This window comes from Microbispora hainanensis (genome assembly GCF_036186745.1).
GTDB lineage: Bacteria > Actinomycetota > Actinomycetes > Streptosporangiales > Streptosporangiaceae > Microbispora.
Map to the genome: position 1 here is coordinate 6,728,541 of NZ_CP108086.1, position 20,285 is coordinate 6,748,825.

Genomic DNA, 20,285 nt, shown 5'->3' on the forward strand with positions numbered 1-20,285 from the left:
ACCAAATACACGCCCTAGACGAACCGCCACAGGTGGTCGCCTGCGCCGTTGTCGTCGGCGAGCACGATCTGGGCGCCCTGCGCGGTGGAGCCGCCGCTGACGCCGAGGACCCGGCCGCCGTTGGCGCACTGGATGCGGAAGTATCCGTTGGATCCGTACCGCAGCCGCCACCGGTGGTCGGCGGTGCCGTTGTCGTCCCACTGGAGCGCCCGCGCGCCCGCTGCGGTGGACATGTTCTCCACGCCGAGCACCTTGCCGCTGTTGGAGTTGCGCAGGCGCAGGTAGCCGCCGGAATCGACCACAGCGGTCCACAGATGGTCGGCGGTGCCGCTGTCGCCCCACTGGATCACCAGGCCGCCGTTGGCGGTGGACATGTTCTGCACGCCCAGCACCAGCCCGCTGGCCAGGTTCTGGATGCGCCGGGCGCCGTTCGGCACGAACCGCCACTGGTTGTCCGCGCTGCCGTTGTCGGAGTCCTGCACCGCCTGGGTCCCGTTGGCGGTCGAGCCGCCCTGAATGGCCAGCAGTTTGCCGCTGTTGACGTTGCGGATCTTGTGCGAACCGTCGCCCACGTCGATGATCGTCCAGCGGTGGTCGGCGGTGCCGTTGTCGCTCCACTGCAGCACGCGGGCGTTGTCGCCGGTGGACATGTTCTCCACCCCCAGCACCTTGCCGCTGTTGACGTTGCGCAGCCGTACGGCGGTGCCGTCGACGACCATCTCCCAGTCGTGGTCGGCGGTGCCGTTGTCGGTCCACTGGAGGGCGAGACCGCCGTCGGCGGTGGACATGTTCTGGATGCCGAGGACGAGCCCGCTGGCCGCGTTGACCAGCCGGAAGCTCGCGCTCCCGCCTCCGCCGCCACCGCCACCGGTGTTCCAGTAGACGGTGTAGTTGTGCCCGTGGGCGTCGTGGAACGGGCCGAGGGTGACCGGCGACCCGTTGGCGGTGGCCGTGAACGTCAACGCCGAGGTGCCGGTGCGGGTGATCGAGGAGGTGTCGAGGGCGGGCAGCGCCGACAGCGCCGTGTTGCCGTAGTTCCCGGCCAGGACGACCGGGCCGTACGTGATCGCCGCGACGTTGGGGTTGTCGTTGGCGGCCTTCATGACCACGCGCATCGGCAGGCGCACCGTGACGGTGTCGCCGGAGGCCCAGACGCGGGTGAGGGTCGCGTAGGAGCCGGGAGTGGTGTCGACGTTCTGCTGCTCGCCGTTGACGCTGATCGTCGCACCGCTGGCCCAGCCGGGGATGCGCACGCGCATCGACCATGACCCGCCGGCGGTGCCGTCGACCCGCAGCGTGACGGTGTCGCTCGCCGGATAGGACGTCGTCTGGGTGACCGTGATCCCCCGCTGGGTCCAGTTCAGGACCGACGGCGTGAACAGGTTCACGATCAGGGTGGTGCCGTTGTGGAAGTACACGGAGTCCGTCAGCGCCGTGTTGACCTCCACCCCCGTGCCCTGGCAGCACCAGAAGGAGTTGTAGTCGGTGCTGTAGGTGCCGCCGCCCCACGCCGGGCCGACGCCTCGGCGGCCGCCCGGCTTGAGCGGCGTGAAGTAGGTGACGTGCCCGTGGCCGTCGGACGGGTTCTGCGCGCCGATGATGTGGTTGAACAGCGCCTGCTCGTAGAAGTCGAAGTACGCCGCGCGGTCCGGGTCGAGCAGCCACAGCTCGCGGGTCAGCTTGAGCATGTTGTAGCTGTTGCAGTGCTCGCAGGTGTCGTTGGTGAGATACCCGGCGATGGCGTTCGGGGCCCGGAAGTGCTCCGCCTGGCTGTTGCCGCCGATCGCGTACGTGTGCGCGCCGACGGTGATGTTCCAGGCGTTGGTGGCGATGTCCCGATAGCGGGTGGTGCCGGTCGCCTTGTATTCGCGGGCCGCGCCGATCCACTTGGGCACCTGGGTGTTGGCGTGCAGGCCGTTGAGCTGGTCCTGGCCGGCCGCGAGAGGGGTGAAGACGGCCGCGTGGTCGAACCGCTGCGCCACGGTCAGCCAGCGGGCGTCGCCGGTCTGCTGGTAGAGGTCGGTGAGCACCGCGTTCATGCCGCCGAACTCGGTGCCGAGCATGGCCTGCATCTGGCTGCCGTTCAGCCTGCCGGTCCGCTGGTCCACCCATCCGGCCAGCGCCAGGAGCACGTCGCGCGCCTGGGTGCTGCCGATGTGACGCCACACGTCGAGCAGGCCGGCCATGGTCTTGTGGACGCAGTAGTACGGCACGTTGCCGTTGCTCAGCGTGCGGGCCTCGAGCGCGGTGAAGTCGGACTCGGGGAAGCCGGACAGATATCCGGCGTTGAAGCCGGCGGCGCCGTTGTTGGCCTGGCACTTGGCCAGCTCGGCCACCATGTAGGTCGCCTTGTCCCGGCAGGTCGTGTCGCCGAGCACCGCCCACGCCTGCGCCCACGCGGTGAGGAAGTGTCCCTGAATGTGGGTGCGGAACGGGAAGTTCGGGGCGTCCCATCCGCCGTTCGTGGCGGCGCCGCCAGTGGACAGGCGGTGGTTGGCCCGGAAGTTGTAGAGCAGCCGATCGACGTCGACGAACCGCAGGTATGACAGCGTGCGGTTCTGGTTGTCCAGCCAGCGGCCCCCGGTCAGCCGCACCTGGCCCAGCTCGAAGGCGTACGCCGACACGCCGATGTCGGCCCGGGCCGGCGCGACCGAGGCTTGGGCGGCCCGCGAGCCGGCGACCTCTCCGACGGCGGAGGCCACGACGGCCGCGCCTGCGGCGTGGAACAGCCTGCGCCTGCTGAAGGATGAGGGCGGCACGTGTCCTCCTGAACGTCTGCGCAGTGTTAGCGCTACCAAAATCGCGCGTTCGCCATCCCTCGTGGGATGACGTGGAACGAGGCGCGGGACATCCGCGGAACCGAGGGGCGCTCTCCCTGCCGCAGGAGCGAACGGTGGGCGGCGAGACCGCCGCCCACCCCCGCTCCGACAGGAGACCACCCGGGCTCAGTCTGGGAAACCGCCCCGAAAACTGTCAAGACCGTGTCGGAAACTTTCGCCTGATCACTCGACACGATGACTCTCCTGCCTGCGCCGATGTGAAATCCGCTGCGGCAACGTTCCGAAAAATGCGCTGTCATGGTGGATTCGGCTGAAACTTTCACCGGCGCGCGCGTCGCGGCCCGGTGACCGCGCCCGGTAAGGGCAGGCGGCGCGGCGTCAGGCGAACCGCACGCGCCGCAGCCCCTTGACGGAACCGGCGAGGTCGTATTTGCTCCGCCGCACACCCATCGGCAACCGGCAGGAGGACCGGCCCGGAGCGCGATGTTATCGATAACAGCGATCGGCCCGAGCCGAGGGCGACGGGCCGGCCACGGACAAGGAGTCAGATGCGCAGGATCGTTGGATGGGCGCTGGCGGCGGTGCTGGCCGCCGGGTCCCTGGTCGCGACCGGCGGCATGACGTCGCCGGCCGCCGCGTTGGACAACGGGCTCGCCCGTACGCCCCAGATGGGGTGGAACGACTGGAACAGTTTCGGCTGCAACGTCAACGAGAACCTCGTGCGGCAGACCGCGGACGCCATGGTCTCCAGCGGCATGGCGGCGGCGGGCTACACGTACGTCAACATCGACGACTGCTGGTCGACCAAGAGCCGCAACGCCAACGGCGACCTGGTGGCCGACCCGCAGAAGTTCCCCAACGGGATCAAGGCCCTGGCCGACTACGTCCACTCCAAGGGGCTGAAGCTCGGCATCTACTCGTCGGCGGGCACCACGACCTGCGCGGGCTATCCGGCCAGCCTGGGCTACGAGCAGCGGGACGCCGCCCTGTGGGCCTCCTGGGGCATCGACTACCTGAAGTACGACAACTGCGGCGACCACCAGGGCAAGAACGGGCAGCAGCGCTACACGGCGATGCGTGACGCGCTCGCCGCCACCGGCCGTCCGATCCTGTTCAGCCTGTGCAACTGGGGCCAGGAGAGCGTCTGGACCTGGGGCATGCAGACCGGCAACTCCTGGCGCACCACGGGCGACATCCAGGCGAACTGGAACTCCGTCATGGGCATCCTGGACCAGCAGGTCGGGCTGGAGGCCTACTCGGGGCCGGGCGGCTGGAACGACCCCGACATGCTGGAGGTCGGCAACGGCTCGCTGACGGCGACCGAGGCTCGGGCGCACTTCAGCCTCTGGTCCCTGCTGAACGCGCCGCTCATCGCGGGCAACGACATCCGCTCGATGAGCGCCGAGACCCGCTCGATCCTCACCAACACCGAGGTCATCGCCGTCAACCAGGACTGGGGCGGCCGGCAGGGCCACAAGATCAGTGACAACGGCAACCTGGAGGTGTGGCGCAAGCCGATGGCGAACGGCTCGGTCGCCGTCGTGCTGCTCAACCGGGGAAGCGGCACGGCGACCGTGTCCACCACCGCGTCCGCCCTCGGCCTCGGCGCCGCCGCCTCCTACTCCGTACGCGACCTGTGGGCGCACACGACCGGCTCCTCGTCCGGGACGATCAGCGCGTCGGTGCCCGCGCACGGAGCCGCGATGTACGTCGTGAGCGGAGGAGGCCTGGTCACGCCATCTCCCACGCCCACTCCCACCGGGACGAGCGCGATCAAGGGCGTGGGGTCGGGCCGCTGCCTCGACGTCGCCGGGGTTTCCCAGGCCAACGGCGCCCAGGTGCAGCTCTGGGACTGCAACGGGCAGTCCAACCAGCGGTGGACGCCGACCGCCTCGGGTGAGCTGCGGGTCTACGGCAACAAGTGCCTGGACGTGTACAACGCCGGCACCGCCGACGGCACCAATGTGATCATCTGGGACTGCAACGGGCAGAGCAACCAGAAGTGGCGGCTCAACGCCGACGGCAGCATCACCGCGGTCGGCGCGAACAAGTGCCTGGACGCCTACAACGCCGGCACCGCCAACGGCACAAAGATCATCATCTGGTCCTGCAACGGCCAGTCCAACCAGCGCTGGACCCGCGTCTGACCACATGTTCCGGGGGCGCCCTCGCCGCGAGGGCGCCCCATCGGGCGCGCTCCTCCGGACCTTTACTCCTTTACACTGTTAGACATCCGATGTATGCGGCCTCGTTCGCGAGGAAACAGTGGAGGAGGCTTCCGTGGCGGTCACGGACGCGGCGATCGACAAGATCAAGCAGATGATCACGTCGGGCGAGCTCGCTCCGGGCGATCGGCTGCCGAAGGAGGCCGATCTGGCCGAACGGCTCGGCCTGTCCCGCAACTCCCTGCGGGAGGCCGTCCGCGCCCTCGCCCTGATCAACGTGCTCGACGTACGGCAGGGCGACGGCACGTACGTCACCAGCCTGCAGCCCCACCTGCTCCTGGAGGCGATGTCGTTCGTCGTGGACTTCCACCGCGACGACACCGTGCTGCAGTTCCTGGAGGTGCGGCGGGTGCTGGAGCCCGCCGCCACCGCGATGGCCGCGATGAACATGTCCGACGAGGACATCAAGGAGCTGCGCGCCATCCTCGACGCGCTGCCCGCCGAGCCCAGCGTGGAGGAGCTGGTCGCCAACGACCTGCGGTTCCACCAGCACATCGCGGCGGGGTCGGGCAACCCGGTGCTGTGCTCGCTGATCGACAGCCTCTCCGGGCCGACGACGCGGGCCCGGGTGTGGCGCGGCCTCACCCAGGAGGGCGCGCTCGACGACACCCGCGAGCAGCACGTGATGATCTGTGAGGCGATCGCGGCCCGCAGGCCGGAGGTCGCCAGGGCGTGGGCCACGGTCCACGTCGCGGGCGTCGAGGAGTGGCTCCGCCGCACGCTCTGAAAGCGCGCGGCCTCACGCGCGGCCTCACGCGCGGCCTCTCCGGGCCGAGGTGATACACCCGATGTGTCGTCCTCGGACGATGGCCCTGCCGTACGGGTGAAGTCGATAGCATCATCACGGATACATCCGATCTATTATCCGGCCGATGTCCTGGATTGTCGGAAAGTGCAGGCTAGTTCGCTGCCAAGATCCCAAATAGCCAGCAGATACATCGGATCGGTGGCGTGTTACGCAAGAGTTTCAGTGCTATGTCCTTGTTCCGAGGTCGCCGTGTGATCGGAGGAATGTGTGACTCACCCCCCGTTACGACTCCCCACCGACCTCGCGGCCGTCCTCGCCCCGCCCGCGCAGGCGACCGCGGAACCCGCCCCGCAGGGCGCTCCCGACAACCTGACCCTCTGGTACGACCGGCCCGCCACCGACTGGGAGACCCAGGCGTTGCCGATCGGCAACGGCCCGCTGGGCGCGAAGATCTTCGGCGGCGTGGCCACCGAGCAGCTCCAGTTCAACGAGAAGACGCTGTGGACGGGCGGCCCCGGCTCCCCGGGCTACGACTTCGGCAACTGGAAGACCCCGCGGCCGGACGCCATCGTCGAGGTCCAGCGCCAGATCGACCGCGACGGCAGGATGACGCCGGAGGCCGTGGCCGCCAAGCTCGGCCAGCCCAAGACGGGCTTCGGCGCCTACCAGACCTTCGGCGACCTCTATCTCGACTTCGCCGGCACGCCGCAGAACCCCGCCTCCTACCGGCGTGAGCTCAGCCTGCGTGACGCGGTGGCCCGGGTGACCTACGCCGCCGACGGCGTCACGTACTCGCGTGAATACTTCGCCGGCCATCCCGGCAACGTGATCGTCGGCCGGCTCTCCGCCGACCGGGGCGGCAAGGTCTCCTTCACCCTGCGCCACACCTCGCCGCACGCCGACAAGACCGTCACCGCCGCGAACGGCAGGCTCATCATCCGCGGCGCGCTGCCGGACAACAAGATGAGGTTCGAGGCGCAGGTGCAGGTGCTCAACCAGGGCGGCACCCGCACCGACGACGGAGACAGGGTCACCGTCACGGGCGCCGACAGCGCGATGTTCGTGCTGTCGGCCGGCACCGACTACGCCGGCGACTATCCCGCCTATCGCGGCCCGGACCCGCACGCGAAGGTGACCGCGGCCGTGGACGCCGCGGCCGGCAAGAGCTACGACCAGCTCAAGCAGGCGCACCTGGCCGACTACCGCAACCTGTTCGACCGGGTGAAACTGGACATCGGCCAGAGCACCCCGGCCGTCCCGACCGACCGGTTGCGCCGCGCGTACACGGGCGGCGACTCGGCCGACGACCGGGCGCTCGAGGCGCTGATGTTCGCCTACGGCCGCTACCTGCTGATCTCCTCCTCGCGGGAGAACGACCTGCTGCCCGCCAACCTGCAGGGCGTGTGGAACAACTCGACCAGCCCGCCATGGTCGGCCGACTACCACGTCAACATCAACCTGCAGATGAACTACTGGCTCGCCGAGCAGACGAACCTCGACGAGACCACCGGTCCGTACGCCAGGTACATCGCGGCGATGGTCGCGCCCGGCACGAAGACCGCCCAGGAGATCTACGGCGCCCGGGGCTGGGTGGTCGGCAACGAGACCAACCCGTTCGGCTTCACCGGCCTGCACGACTGGGCCACGTCGTTCTGGTTCCCCGAGGCCGCGGCCTGGACCACCCAGCAGCTCTACGACCGGTATCGGTTCACCAGTGACGTGACCTACCTGCGCGACACCGCCTATCCGGTGATCAAGGGCGCCGCCGAGTTCTGGCTCGACTTCCTGCACACCGATCCGCGCGACGGCACGCTGGTCGTGTCGCCCGGCTACTCCCCCGAGCACGGCGACTTCTCCGCGGGCGCGTCGATGTCCCAGCAGATCGTGCGCGGGGTCCTCACCAACGCGCTCGCCGCCGCGAAGAAGCTCGGTGTGGACGAGGGCTTCCAGGCGGAGGTGACGGCGACGCTCGCCAGACTCGACCCCGGCATCCGCGTCGGCTCCTGGGGTCAGCTCCAGGAGTGGAAGAGCGACTGGGATTCCAAGACGGACGACCACCGGCACGTCTCGCACCTCTACGCGCTGCATCCCGGCAACCAGATCACGGCGGGGACGCCCGAGGCGGAGGCCGCGAAGGTCTCGCTCACGGCCCGCGGCGACGGCGGCACCGGCTGGAGCAAGGCCTGGAAGATCAACTTCTGGGCGCGGCTGCTCGACGGCGACCACGCGCTGAAGATGCTCAGCGAGCAGATCAAGACCTCCACGCTCGACAACCTCTGGGACACCCACCCGCCGTTCCAGATCGACGGCAACTTCGGCGCCACCTCCGGGGTCGCGGAGATGCTGGTGCAGAGCCAGCACGACTACGTGCACGTGCTGCCGGCGCTCCCGTCGGCGTGGAAGAGCGGCTCGTTCTCCGGCCTGCGCGCCCGCGGCGACGTGACCGTGGACGCGACCTGGAAGGACGGCGCCGCCGACACGATCATCGTGCACCCCGGGAAGACCGGGCCGATCATGGTGAAGTCCGGCTTCATCGCCGACCGCTACCGCGTCTACGACGAGCAGGGCCACGAGGTCGGCCCGCACCGCGACGGCGACACGCTGACGTGGAACGCCAGGGCCGGCAAGGCGTACACCATCCGGAACGAGGCCGCGGCCACCCTCACCGCGCCCACCTCGGTCGGCCTGGGCGAGCCGCTCCAGCGCGTACAGGCCGCCGAGGCGCACGCGGAGGTCACGGGGCCTCGATGCCGCCGTCCGGCCGCCGCACCCGCGCCGCCCAGCGCTCGTGCAGGTGGGTGACGGGGGGATGCCGGTCGGCCGCGGCCTCGTCGATGTCGATGCCCCATCCGGGCCGGTCGTTGGGGTAGAGGTAGCCGTTCACCGGGTTGATGGTCCCGGGGAAGACCTCGTGCACCGCCTCGGGGTAGACGTGCCCCTCCTGGATCTGGAACGCCGGGGAGGTGACGTCGAGGGCCACGTTGGCGGCGGCGCCGATCGGCGACACGTCCGCGGGCGCGTGCCAGGCCGTGCCAACGCCGGTCAGCTCGCACAGCGCCACCAGCTTGCGCGCCGGGGTGAGGCCGCCGACCGCGGAGACGTGCAGGCGCAGCAGGTCGACCCCGCCGTCCCTGACCAGGCGGGCCGCGTCCGCGACCGACGCGACCTGCTCCCCCGCCGCGATCGGCATCGGCGCGGCCTCGCGCACCTCGGGCAGCCGGTCGTACAGCTCCGGCGGGATCGGGTCCTCCAGGAAGAACAGGCGGTACGGCTCCAGCGCCCGCGCCAGCGCCACGGCCTGCTTGACGGTGAGCCGGGAGTGCACGTCGTGCATCAGGCCGGGCTCCTCCCCCAGCTCGGCCCGGGCCCGTTCGAACAGCTTGGGGGTCTCCCGCAGGTAGCGCTGCACGTCCCAGCCGTCCGGGTACGGCGAGGCGGGGTAGCCACCGGGAGATCCGGGCGCGCCGTAGTTCCCGAGCCCGGGCGCTCCCGTCTGCAGCCGGACGTTGCGGTAACCGTCCGCGAGGATCGCGGCGGCGTTCTCGATCGTCTCCTCCACGGTGGCGCCGCCCGCGTGCAGGTAGGTGTCGGCCGCCGCGCGCACCCTGCCGCCGAGCAGCTCGTAGACCGGCATGCCGGCCCGCTTGCCGGCGATGTCCCACAGCGCCTGGTCCACGCCCGACAGCGCGCTGTTGAGCACCGGCCCGCCGCGCCAGTAGGAGGACAGGTGGATCATCCGGGTGATGTCCTCGATGTCGGCGGGGTGCCTGCCGATCAGCATCGGCCCGACGTGCTGGTCCACCGCCGCCGCCACGGCGTGGAAGCGCTGGGTGAAGGTGGCGCAGCCCAGGCCGTACAGGCCGGGTTCGCTGGTGTCGACGCGGACGACGACCAGCGGCACCTCTTCGGGGGCCGTCACGATCGACCGGACCGCGGTGATCCGCAGGTTGTCGCGGGCCGGCCAGGGGGCCTGCGTCTCCGGCATGACCGCCATGCCGTCGATGGGGTGGATCACGATGCCTCCTCGGCTGCGACGGGCTCGTACAGATGATCGGCGGTGAAGCCGAGCAGGGTCTCGGCCGCCGTCAGGTCCACCGGCGCGGTCCTGCCGGGCAGCGGGGCGCGCCGTTCCACGCCCGGGTGGAAGCGGGCGAGCAGGTCCTCCGTCGGCTGCGGGGCGAGCGTCACGGGTGCGGTCACGAAGACCACCGTGAAGCCCTCGATCGGCCGGACCAGCGACAGCCAGGCGGCCCGTGCCGCGTCGCGGGTGTCCAGGTAGGTCCACAGCTCGCTCGCGCCGCGCCCCGGGTCCTCGGCGTATCCGGCCGCCCTCTCGTCCAGCCTGTCCCCGGGGCCGCCGAGCAACGGGTAGCGCAGCGCCACGACCGTCATGCCGTGGCGGCGGGCCATCATCGCGGCCGTCGTCTCGTCCACCTGTTTCGACAGCCCGTACGGATCCTCCACCTGCGGCGGCAGGGCCTCGTCCACGGGCACGTACGCCGGGTGGAGCGGCCGCGCCGCCCACGGCAGGCCGAGCGCGCTGAAGCTGCTCGCGACGACGGCCCTGCGGACACCGGCCGCGCCCGCCTCCTCCAGCACGACGAACGTCGCCCCCACGTTGCCCAGGAACACCTCCTTGGGAGTGCCGAGGGTGGGCGCGGGGATCGCCGCGAGGTGGATCACGGCGTCGACGCCGTCGAGCGCCTCGCGCACCGCCTCCGGGTCGTCCGCGCGCCCGGTGACCACGCGATCCGCCCTCAGGTCGCCGGGATCGCGCAGGTCCAGTGCACTGGCCGGCACGCCTTCCCGCGCGAGCAGGCCGAGCGTCGCCCGGCCCACCCGTCCGGCGGCGCCCGTCACCAGGACCCGGCGCGGTGGCTCCGCCATGTGTCCCCCCAGTTATGGTCGGTCCGCAAAACGATTTTCGTACGGCCAGAGCAGCATGCGTGCGCCCCGCGACGGAGTCAAGGTCATATCCACCGGCCGAGACGGCAGCGGACCCGGTCGTGGCCGCCTCGTGCCAGAGGCGGCGGCCTCGTACCAGAGGCGGCGGCCTCGTGCCAGAGGCGGCACCGCATGACGGCGCGGACGGGCCGAGCACCGCTCGTTCTCGGCCCGTGGAACCCGCGTCCTCGTGAAACTTCCATCCGCGGGTGCGAGGGTGCCGCTGCTCAGCGCGTGCCCACGGTGCTCCGGGGAACGGCGTTCTTGTTCCCCGCCCCAGGTCTTGGCCAGCGTGGCCCTGGCCGCTCGACCGGTGCTCCCTCGCACCCGGCGGCCTCAGGACTTCCACGAACCCCCAGGGACCCGAGAGGAGACCCGTGCGAACGCGAACGCTCCCGATCGTCCTCGCCGCGGCGCTCGCCCTGTCGATCGGCGCGGCCGGGCACATGCCCGCCCTCGCGGCGGCCGACGGACCGGCGCTGTCGGTGAACACCACCACCGGGCGGCACCCCATCAGCCCGTACATCTACGGCATGAACTTCGCCGACGAGGCGCTGGCCAAGGAACTGCGCCTCCCGGTGCGCCGGTGGGGCGGCAACGCGACGACCCGTTACAACTACCTGTACGACACCAGCAACCGCGCCTCCGACTGGTTCTTCGAGAACATCGCCGAGGACAGCTCCGACCCGTCGAAACTGCCGGACGGCTCCACCGCCGACCAGTTCGTCGAGCAGGACCGGCGCACCGGCACCGACACCATCCTCACGGTCCCGCTGATCGGCTGGGTCCCCAAGGGCCGCGACGGCTCCTGCGGGTTCTCCGTCGCCAAGTACGGCGCGCAGCAACAGACCGACCAGTGGCGTCCCGACTGCGGCAACGGCGTGAAGCCCGACGGCACGAAGATCACCGGCAACGACCCCCACGACACGAGCGTCGAGGCCGGCGCGGAGTACGTGCAGGACTGGATCGGCCACCTCACCGGCAGGTACGGCACCGCCTCGGGCGGCGGTGTTAAGTTCTACAACCTCGACAACGAGCCCGACATCTGGCACAGCACCCACCGGGACGTCCACCCGGAGGGTGCGAGCTCCATCGAGCTGCGCGACAAGGCCTACCTCATCGGCGCCGCCGTGAAGGCCGCCGACCCCGGCGCGAAGACGCTCGGCCCGGTCGGCTGGGGCTGGTCCTCCTGGGACTACTCCGGCCTCGACCAGGAGACCTGCGGCCGGACCAACTGCTGGTCGAACCCCCCGGACAAGGAGGTCCGCGGCGGCCTTCCCTTCACCACGTGGTATCTGCGGCAGATGAAGAACTACGAGGACGAGCACGGCCTGCGCGTCCTCGACTACTTCGACGAGCACTTCTACCCCCAGGCGTCCGGCATCGCCTTCGGCGCCGGCGGCAACCCCACCACCGACGCCCTGCGGCTGCGCTCCACCCGGGCGTTGTGGGACCCGACGTACACGGACGAGAGCTGGATCAACACGCAGGTGCGGCTCATCCCGCGGATGAAGGAACTGGTGGCCGCCGAGTATCCCGGCACCAAGACCGCCATCACCGAGTACAACTGGGGCGCACTCGACCACATCAACGGCGCCCTCGCGCAGGCCGACATCCTCGGCATCTTCGGCCGTGAGGGCCTCGACCTCGCCACCCTCTGGGGACCGCCCACTGCCTCCCAGCCCGGCGCGTACGCCTTCCGGATGTACCTGAACTACGACGGCAAGGGCGGCAGGTTCGGCGAGACGGCCGTCCGCGCGACCAGCGCCGACCAGGGCAAGCTCGCGGTGTACGCCGCCGAGCGGGCCTCCGACGACGCGCTCACGCTCGTCGTGGTGAACAAGACCGGCGACGACCTGACCAGCCAGGTCTCCGTCGCGGGACGCGACGGCGGCGCGACCGCGCAGGTCTACCGCTACAGCGCGGCCGACACGTCGGCCATCAAGCGCGACGCCGACGTTCAGGTCGGGGCCGGCGGCTTCACCGGCACGTTCCCGGCCAACTCGATCAGCACCATCGTGATCCCCGCCGGCTCCGGCCCGTCGCCCTCGCCGTCCCCCTCTCCGTCCCCCTCGGCCTCGCCGTCACCCTCCCCGTCGCCGAGCCCGTCGCCCTCGCCCTCTCCGTCTCCCTCGCCGAGCCCGTCGCCCAGCCCCTCCCCCAGCCCGTCGCCCTCGCCGAGCCCCAGCCCGTCCCCCAGTTCCTCGCCGACGCCGGCCGCCACCTGCACGGTGACGTACACGGTCTCCAACCAGTGGCCCGGCGGCTTCCAGGCCGCCGTACGGATCGTCAACCGTGGAACCACGCCCGTGCAGGGCTGGAAGCTCACCTGGACGTACGGCAACGGGCAGGCCGTGACCCAGTTGTGGGACGGCACCTACACCCAGAGCGGGTCGAAGGTGACGGTGACCAACGCCAGCTACAACCCCACGATCGCGGCGAACGGCGGCAGCGTGTCCTTCGGCTTCCTCGGCCGCTGGGACAACGCCAACCCCGCACCCAAGCAATTCACACTCAACGGCTCGCCCTGCGCGACGAGCTGACGCACTGACCCCCGACCCCTGACCCCAGACACCTGACTCCGGTGCCGGCCCTTCCCCGCCGGCACCGGGTCAGTCCACCATCGCGCCCTTGTCCCGCCCGCACGTGCTGACGTCGCCGTGCCGCCCGCACGCCTTGACGAGGGTGAAATCACGCCAGACGGCCATCGGGGAGGAGACCGTCTGGCCGTCGCGTGCCACCGGGAAGGGCCCGCACCGATGCCAGGGGCCGCCACCAGGCGGCCAGACGTCCAGCCAGACCGCGTCCCCCGGTCGCGTACGGCCGGTGAGGGTGACCCAGTAGTGCCACTCCCCATCTGGGCCCGCGTCCCCGCGCCAGAGCGTGACGTGCGCCTCGCCCGCCCATTTCTCGCTCGTCGCCGAGTACACGCGCTTGACGTTCCGCACCGTCAGAGGGTCCGGCGGCGGCCAGGCGCCGCAGTCGATCGGCCGATCACCCCCGGGACCGGCGGAGGCCGCGCCGGACGACGGAGGAAAGCCCAGGAGCACGCTCGCGGCGATCACCGTGGCGGTCCTGCCCCACCTGCTTCGATCCACCCGCACGAGTATCGACCACTCAATGTCAAGGTTCAATCGCACACCGTGATCGCGATAGCACGCCGCCTTGGGCAGCATGCCGGAGACCCGGCTAGCTCTTGGCGTGCTCGGAATCGGCTCGCCTGGCCGTACGTGCTGGTCAATGACGTATTCGACGGGAGTCCCGAGATACCAGCGAACCGCGACGGCCACCGCCGGCCCGCCTTCGGCCGCGATCGCGCCCGCCCGGGAACTCCGCGCCGCCGAGGCCCGCCCGCAACGCGACTCGCCACCGAGACGCTCCACCCCGGACCGGTCCGCGAAACCGCCACCCATGCCAAGGGCGATGGGCGGGGGCAGGGCGAATTCTTGGTCCGCGCAAGCCTTAGCCTCGGGCTTTCGCGACGAATTTGAGCGGGCTTGATCGTTTACATGAGAAAAGTGCCTTTGAGCTGGGAGGATTGGGCTTGTCGAGAGTCCTGTCCGCACCAGTTCAGAAGGCACTTTCCAAGTGAAGACTATCGCGTTGCAGCGCAAGATCGTGGTGTCCGCCGACGGCTCGGGACTCGTCTCGCAGGCCGGTGGGCTGCTGTTGCTGGAGACGTTGCGGGTCACCGGCCTGGGCAGGGAACTATCGGCGCAGCTGGAACGGTGGCGTCCGTCCCGGGCGGTACACGACCCGGGCAAAGTCATCGCCGATCTGGCCCTCACGCTGGCGTTAGGCGGGGACTGCCTGGCCGACATCGCGATGCTCCGCGCTCAGCCCGAGCTGTTCGGCCCGATCGCCTCCGACCCGACCGTGTCCCGGGTGATCGACCGCCTGGCCGCCGACCCCGTCCGCGCGCTTAAGGCGATCCGCGCCGCCCGTGCCACCGCCCGGCAGCGGGCCTGGGCCCTGGCCGGCCCCCACGCCCCCGGCACCGACGGCCAGCTGATTCCCCTCGACATCGACGCGACCATCGTCATCGCCCACTCTGACAAGCAACAGGCCGCGCCGACCTGGAAGAAGACCTTCGGGTTCCACCCGATGACGGTCTTCGCCGACCACGGAGCGACCGGGGGCGGGGAACCCTTGGCGATCATGCTGCGGCCCGGCAACGCCGGATCCAACACCGCCGCCGACCACATCACCGCCACCCGGCTGGCGCTGGCCCAGCTTCCCAAGCACCGCCGCCGTCAGGTACTGATCCGCGCCGATTCCGGCGGCGGCACCCGCGAGTTCCTCACCTGGCTGTCCCGGCCCGGGCGGCGGCTGTCGTACTCCATCGGGTTCGCCCTCACCGAAGAAATCCAGGCCGCGATTCTGGCTCTGCCCGCGCAGGCGTGGACGCCCGCCTACGACTCAGGCGGGCAGGTACGGCCGGGTGCGTGGGTGGCCGAGCTGACCGGCCTGGTGAAGCTGGACGGCTGGCCGAAGGGCATGCGCCTGATTGTGCGCAAAGAGCGCCCGCACCCGGGCGCGCAGTTGCGCTTCACCGACATCGACGGGCACCGCTTCACCTGTTTTGTCACCGACACCCGCCGCGGTCAGCTCGCCGACCTGGAGCTACGCCACCGCCGCCGCGCCCGCTGCGAAGACCGCATCCGCGCCGCCAAGGACACCGGGCTGCGCAACCTGCCGCTGCACGACTTCGACCAGAATCAGATCTGGTGTGAGGTCGTCGCCCTGGCCTGCGAACTCCTGGCTTGGATGCAGATGCTCGCCCTGGATGGGCCGGCCCGCCGTTATGAGCCCAAACGGCTGCGGCTTCGCCTGTTCGCCGTCGCCGCCCGCCTGGTCCGCGGCGGACGCCGCCTACGCCTGCGCATCGCCGCGTCCTGGCCCTGGGCCGGCCAACTGGTCACCGCCATCACCCGGCTCCAAGCACTCCCGGCACCGACCTGATCCGGCACCAAACCGCCCCGACGACCAGGAAGGACACCCCGCGGGCCCGTGGAACCCCGTCCACCCGGCGCGACAGCCGGGCCACCAGGCTGACCACGACCGCGATTTCACACTCCAGCCGAACCGCTCAGCCAGCGACCTGATGAACGTGAAAGATCGAGGTTAGAACAGCTAAAAAGCAGTCATTGACTGCTATTTGACAAAAAGTTACATTACGTCGGCAGATCGGGGGCCGGGCGCTCGAAAGGAGACCCTCCTGATGGTGCGGCGATTCCTGATCACCGCGGCGACGGCCGTGCTTGTCCTGGTCGGAGGCGTTCCGCCGGCCGCTCACGCGGCGGACGGGATCAGGACGCCGGGATCGCTCTCCTACACGGTCACCTTGACGAGCAACGCCTCCGGCAGCACGTGGACGGGACACGAGAGCGTCACCTTCACCAACCTGTCGGCCGATCCCCTGCCCGAGGTCTACCTGCGCCTGTGGGACAACTATCACGGGGCGTGCCCGTCCACGCCGATCACCGTCACCAACGTGACCGGGGGCACGCCGTCCCCGCTGTCGGTCTCCTGCACGGCGATGAAGATCACGCTGCCCGCTCCGCTCGCCCACGGCCAGAGCGCCACGATCGGGTTCGACCTCGCCATCGTCGTGCCGAGCGGCGCCGACCGCTTCGGGCGCGACGGCTCCTACAACTTCATCGGCAACGCGCTGCCGGTCCTGGCGGTCCGTGACGCGAACGGCTGGCACCTCGATCCCTACAGCAACAACGGCGAGTCCTTCTACGCGCTGACCAGCGACTATTCGGTGACGCTCGACCACCCGTCGTCGCTGCTGGTGCCGGCGACCGGCACCTCGGTCGACACGCCGGGGACCTCCGGCCGTACGATCACGAAGGCGACGGCGAAGAACGTCCGCGAGTTCGCCTGGGCGGCCGGGCCGTTCGTGAAGACCACGAGCACCACCACGACGGGCGTCGTCGTGAACGTCTATCGGGTGAGCTCGATCAGCTCCGGCAGCGCGAGCTCGATGATGACCACCGCGAAGAACGCGCTCGTCGCCCACGCGGGCCGGTTCGGCGCCTACCCGTACGGCGAGGTGGACGTCGTGCTCGACAACAACTTCTGGTTCGGCGGCATGGAATATCCGGGCTTCGTGCTCGACGTGATCAGCTCCACCGCGCTGGCCCACGAACTGGCCCACCAGTGGTGGTACGGCATCGTCGGCGACGACGAATACACCAGCCCGTGGCTGGACGAGTCGTTCGCCGACTACGCCACCGATCTCTACAACGGCGTCTCGGGCACCAACTGCTGGAACATGGTCTCCTGGCAGTCGTCCGCCGAGAAGATCAGCAACTCGATGGCCTACTGGGACGCCCATCCGAGCAGATACGGCACCGTCGTCTACACCTACGGCAAGTGCGCGCTGCACGACCTGCGGCGCACGATCGGCACGACGGCGATGCAGAATCTGCTGAAGAACTACGCCGCCGCCCACTGGCACGGGGTCTCGACCACCGCGGACTTCAAGGCCGCCGCGCAGGCGGCCGCCTCCGTCGACCTGTCGTCGTTCTGGACGACCCACCGCATCGACGGCTGACCCCATCGGGGCCCTGCTCCCAGCCCGGCCGGGAGCGGGGGTGGGAGACCCACACCTCCCCTCCCCCGGCGGCTGAGCGATGCATATGCCGAAAGCCGATGCCGCCGCCTATCCTGGGCGAATGAAGATCGGCAGGCTGTCCGGCGGAGTCCTCTTGGCGGTCGTCCTCGCGGGGTGCTCGTCCGGGAGCGTCCCGCCCTCGGGCGCGCTGAAGGTGAGCAGCCCGGCCTTCGCCGACGGCGCCGCGATCCCCGGGAAATACGCGTGCGCCCGGCAGGGAGGCGAGGACGTCTCGCCCCCGCTGGCCTGGAGCGGCGTTCCCGAGGACGCTCGCGAGCTGGCGATCGTGGTGGACGACCCGGACGCGCCCGGCGGGACGTACGTCCACTGGATCGTGACCGGCATCCCCGTCACCGAGACGAGCGTGCCCGAGGGCCGAGCCCCGGGGAGGGTCCTGCCGGGCAGCGGCGGCACCGCCGGCTATGCCGGGCCCTGCCCGCCGAGCGGGGTGCATCACTATCACTTCGTCGTTTACGCGCTGCCCGGCCCGATCACGCCCAGCGGCGACGCTGTGGCGATCCACAAGCAGATCAAGGAGGCCGCGATCGGCTCGGGCGAGACCGTCGGCACCTGGAGCAACTGACCGGTGCCCCGGCCTCGCCGGGGTGGCGGGCAATCCGGCACCGGTCGCGGGAAGCGGCGGTGACCTCCGGTCAGAGTTCGAGGACGAGGCGCTCGGAGCGGGCCCGCGACACGCAGATGAACATGATGTCCCCGGCCTCGCGCTCCTCCTCGGTGAGCAGGTCGTCGCGGTGGTCGGGGACGCCGGCGAGCACCGCCGTCTCACAGGTGCCGCAGGTGCCCTCGCGGCAGGACGACAGCACCGCGACCCCCGCCTCCTCGACCACCTCCAGGATCGAGCGGCCCGGCGGCACGGTCAGCGTCGTGCCGGTCAGGGCCAGCTCCACCTCGAAGGCGCCCTCCGCAGCACCCTCCGCCGTAGCGGCGTCGTTCCGGGCGGCGTCGTTCCGGGCGGAGGGTACGAAGCGTTCGAACCGCAGCGCTCCCTTGGGCCAGGAGGCGCACCGTTCCTGCGCAGCCGCCAGCAGCGGCTCGGGTCCGCAGCAGTAGACGAGGGTGTCCGTACGCGGATCGCCGAGCAGCGCGTCGAGGTCGAGCAGGCCGGTCTCGTCCTGCGGGCACAGCTCCACCCGGCCCGGGTGGTCCCGCGTGAGCCGGTCGGCGAACGCCATCGACGCCCGGGTGCGCCCGCCGTACACAAGCCGCCAGTCGCTCCCGCGCCGCGCCGCCTCCTCGATCATCGGGAGGAGCGGGGTGATGCCGATGCCTCCGGCGACGAACAGGTAGCGTGGCGACTCGTCGAGACCGAAACGGTTGCGGGGACCACGCATCCGGACCGTGTCGCCCTCCGCCAGCCGATCGTGCACGTACGCGGAGCCGCCCCGCCCGTCCCGCTCCCGGAGCACCGCCACTTGGAAGACCGAGGAGTCGCCGGGGTCGCCGCACAGCGAATACTGCCTGACCAGTCCCGGGGCGAGCAGCAGGTCGAGGTGGGCGCCCGGCGTCCAGGCGGGCAGCGGGCCGCCGTCGGGACGAACGAGGCTCAGGAGGACGACGCCGTCGGCGACGGGCTCCTTGCCCGCCACCTTCACGTCGAGCTCCGCTTCGGTGACGGGCATGGTCGCCGAGGCTTCCTTTCTGGGGGATGCCGCGTCTCAGACGAGCGCGGCCGCCGGTGCCGGGGAGTCGTGCGCTTCCGGGGTGCGGGGCAGGTGGCCCTCCGGGTGGCCGAGCAGCCAGTCCCACAGGACCACCGGGTCCTCGAACTCGCGCTCCGCCCCGCAGAAGCAGGAGGCGTGCAGCCGGTCCGTCCCCGGCAGCCAGCGGATGCGGTAGACGGTGCGACCGGCCGGCGCGCCGGAGTCCCGCGCGCTCATCGAGCGGCGGCCTGCGAGGGCACGGAGTCGCCCTGGGCGGCCATCCGGGCGAGAAGGCGGCGGGCGGCCAGGCCACCGGTGTCGATGTTCACCGACAGCTCCTGGTAGCGGTCCGGCTCCGCGGCGATGACCTCCTCCAGCGTGTTGAGCGCGGCCACGTCCTGCAGCACGACGGTGCGGTTGCTGTCCCGCAGGAAGTCGGAGACCTTCTCGTCGTCGAGCGCGAAGTCACGCGCCACGGCCCAGAAGTCGTACGTGCTGTTCTCCGTCGACGGGGTGATCGCGTACACGACCTCGACGTGGAACGCGTGCTCGTCCGTGCCGTCGGCGGCGGGCGGGGGCGACCCGACCGGGGCGACGCGGCTGTGCAGCAGATAGAGGCACGGCGGGTGATACTCGATGTCCTGCCAGCGGGTGATCCGGCCCTTGATGCCGGTCGACTCGGCGTAGAACGGCGGGCAGGCCGCGTCGTCCATGTGGCGGCTGACGTAGACGATGCCCGCGTCCTCGTCGACCTCGGTCGTGATCGGGGTCTCGGCCACCTCGGGGGTGCCGATGTATCCGCCGTGCAGGTACGTCTCGTGGGACAGGTCGAGGAGGTTGTCCACGAGCAGGCCGTAGCGCGCGTTCAGCGGCTCCATGCCGCACACCGTGGCGTAGTCGGGCGAGGTCAGCCAGGGCGCGCGCGGGGGCAGCGTGTCGCCCGGCTCGCGGTCGCCGATCCACACCCAGACGAACGAGTCCTGCTCGACCACGGGATAGGTGCGCAGCCGCGCGGTGCGCGGGATGCGCTGCTGGGCGGGAACGGCCACGCAGACGCCGTCCGGCCCGTAGGTGAAGCCGTGGTAGCCGCACACGACACGGTCGCCGACCAGGTGGCTGGGCGATTCGGACAGGGGGAAGCGGCGGTGCACGCAGCGGTCGGCCATGGCCACCGCGCGCCCGTCCTCGGTGCGGTAGAGCAGGATCGGCTCGTTGAGAATGGTGCGGCCGAGCTGCTTTCGGCCCACCTCGTGGCCGTAGGCGGCCACGTACCACTGGTTGCGCGCGAATTCGGTGACGATCACG

At 70.6% G+C, this 20,285-nt stretch carries 14 protein-coding genes; 7 read left to right on the plus strand and 7 right to left on the minus strand.

Annotated elements, in window-relative coordinates:
* Positions 1–14: 14 nt before the first annotated feature.
* Positions 15–2,759 (minus strand): beta-L-arabinofuranosidase domain-containing protein, encoded by a 2,745-nt coding sequence (locus OHB01_RS31055; protein ID WP_328854359.1) that lies wholly within the window; start codon positions 2,757–2,759, stop codon positions 15–17.
* 569 nt (positions 2,760–3,328) lie between these two features.
* Between OHB01_RS31055 and OHB01_RS31060 the strand changes: the two genes are divergently transcribed.
* The 3 genes from OHB01_RS31060 to OHB01_RS31070 all read left to right on the plus strand — a co-directional run bounded on the left by OHB01_RS31060 (position 3,329) and on the right by OHB01_RS31070 (position 8,555).
* A complete protein-coding gene (locus tag OHB01_RS31060) occupies positions 3,329–4,927 on the plus strand; it encodes a lectin (RefSeq protein ID WP_328709940.1) in 1,599 nt (532 codons plus the stop codon).
* A 133-nt stretch (positions 4,928–5,060) separates the two neighbouring features.
* A complete protein-coding gene (locus tag OHB01_RS31065) occupies positions 5,061–5,732 on the plus strand; it encodes a FadR/GntR family transcriptional regulator (protein WP_142652565.1) in 672 nt (223 codons plus the stop codon).
* A gap of 288 nt (positions 5,733–6,020) precedes the next feature.
* Positions 6,021–8,555 carry a glycoside hydrolase family 95 protein gene (locus OHB01_RS31070; protein WP_260617563.1) on the plus strand — a complete coding sequence of 845 codons (2,535 nt, stop codon included), beginning with the start codon at positions 6,021–6,023 and terminating at the stop codon, positions 8,553–8,555.
* Here the strand turns inward: OHB01_RS31070 and OHB01_RS31075 are convergent.
* Positions 8,488–9,768, minus strand: a complete 1,281-nt coding sequence (locus tag OHB01_RS31075) for an enolase C-terminal domain-like protein (RefSeq protein ID WP_205831252.1) — start codon at positions 9,766–9,768, stop codon at positions 8,488–8,490. The genes OHB01_RS31070 and OHB01_RS31075 overlap by 68 nt on opposite strands.
* The gene (locus OHB01_RS31080; protein ID WP_328854360.1) at positions 9,765–10,640 is read right to left on the minus strand and encodes an NAD(P)-dependent oxidoreductase; all 876 of its coding nucleotides are present in this window, start codon (positions 10,638–10,640) and stop codon (positions 9,765–9,767) included. Before OHB01_RS31080 ends, OHB01_RS31075 begins: the two co-directional genes overlap by 4 nt.
* 434 nt (positions 10,641–11,074) lie before the next feature.
* Between OHB01_RS31080 and OHB01_RS31085 the strand changes: the two genes are divergently transcribed.
* Positions 11,075–13,240 carry a glycoside hydrolase family 44 protein gene (locus OHB01_RS31085; protein ID WP_328854361.1) on the plus strand — a complete coding sequence of 722 codons (2,166 nt, stop codon included), beginning with the start codon at positions 11,075–11,077 and terminating at the stop codon, positions 13,238–13,240.
* Positions 13,241–13,309: 69 nt separating this feature from the next.
* Here OHB01_RS31085 and OHB01_RS31090 read toward each other — a convergent pair whose 3' ends face one another.
* A complete protein-coding gene (locus OHB01_RS31090) occupies positions 13,310–13,795 on the minus strand; it encodes a hypothetical protein (RefSeq protein WP_328854362.1) in 486 nt (161 codons plus the stop codon).
* Between the two features lie 490 nt (positions 13,796–14,285).
* On the opposite strand from OHB01_RS31090, the gene OHB01_RS31095 reads away from it, so the two are divergent.
* The 3 genes from OHB01_RS31095 to OHB01_RS31105 all read left to right on the plus strand — a co-directional run bounded on the left by OHB01_RS31095 (position 14,286) and on the right by OHB01_RS31105 (position 17,902).
* Positions 14,286–15,659: an IS1380 family transposase gene (locus tag OHB01_RS31095; RefSeq protein WP_147945574.1), complete on the plus strand. Its 1,374-nt coding sequence runs from the start codon at positions 14,286–14,288 to the stop codon at positions 15,657–15,659.
* 259 nt (positions 15,660–15,918) lie between these two features.
* The gene (locus OHB01_RS31100; protein WP_147945241.1) at positions 15,919–17,259 is read left to right on the plus strand and encodes a M1 family metallopeptidase; all 1,341 of its coding nucleotides are present in this window, start codon (positions 15,919–15,921) and stop codon (positions 17,257–17,259) included.
* A 121-nt stretch (positions 17,260–17,380) separates the two neighbouring features.
* Positions 17,381–17,902, plus strand: a complete 522-nt coding sequence (locus tag OHB01_RS31105; protein ID WP_328854363.1) for a YbhB/YbcL family Raf kinase inhibitor-like protein — start codon at positions 17,381–17,383, stop codon at positions 17,900–17,902.
* Positions 17,903–17,972: 70 nt separating this feature from the next.
* Here the strand turns inward: OHB01_RS31105 and OHB01_RS31110 are convergent, their stop codons facing one another.
* Genes OHB01_RS31110 through OHB01_RS31120 form a run of 3 tightly spaced genes read right to left on the minus strand, consistent with a single transcriptional unit; the run spans position 17,973 to position 20,284 of the window.
* Positions 17,973–18,959: a PDR/VanB family oxidoreductase gene (locus tag OHB01_RS31110; protein WP_142649641.1), complete on the minus strand. Its 987-nt coding sequence runs from the start codon at positions 18,957–18,959 to the stop codon at positions 17,973–17,975.
* 36 nt (positions 18,960–18,995) lie between these two features.
* Entirely contained in the window at positions 18,996–19,217 is a 222-nt protein-coding gene (locus OHB01_RS31115) for a hypothetical protein (RefSeq protein WP_142649642.1), read from the minus strand.
* Positions 19,214–20,284, minus strand: a complete 1,071-nt coding sequence (locus OHB01_RS31120; protein ID WP_205830643.1) for an aromatic ring-hydroxylating dioxygenase subunit alpha — start codon at positions 20,282–20,284, stop codon at positions 19,214–19,216. The genes OHB01_RS31115 and OHB01_RS31120 overlap by 4 nt, the downstream gene beginning before the upstream one ends.
* Between the last annotated feature and the right edge of the window lies 1 nt (position 20,285).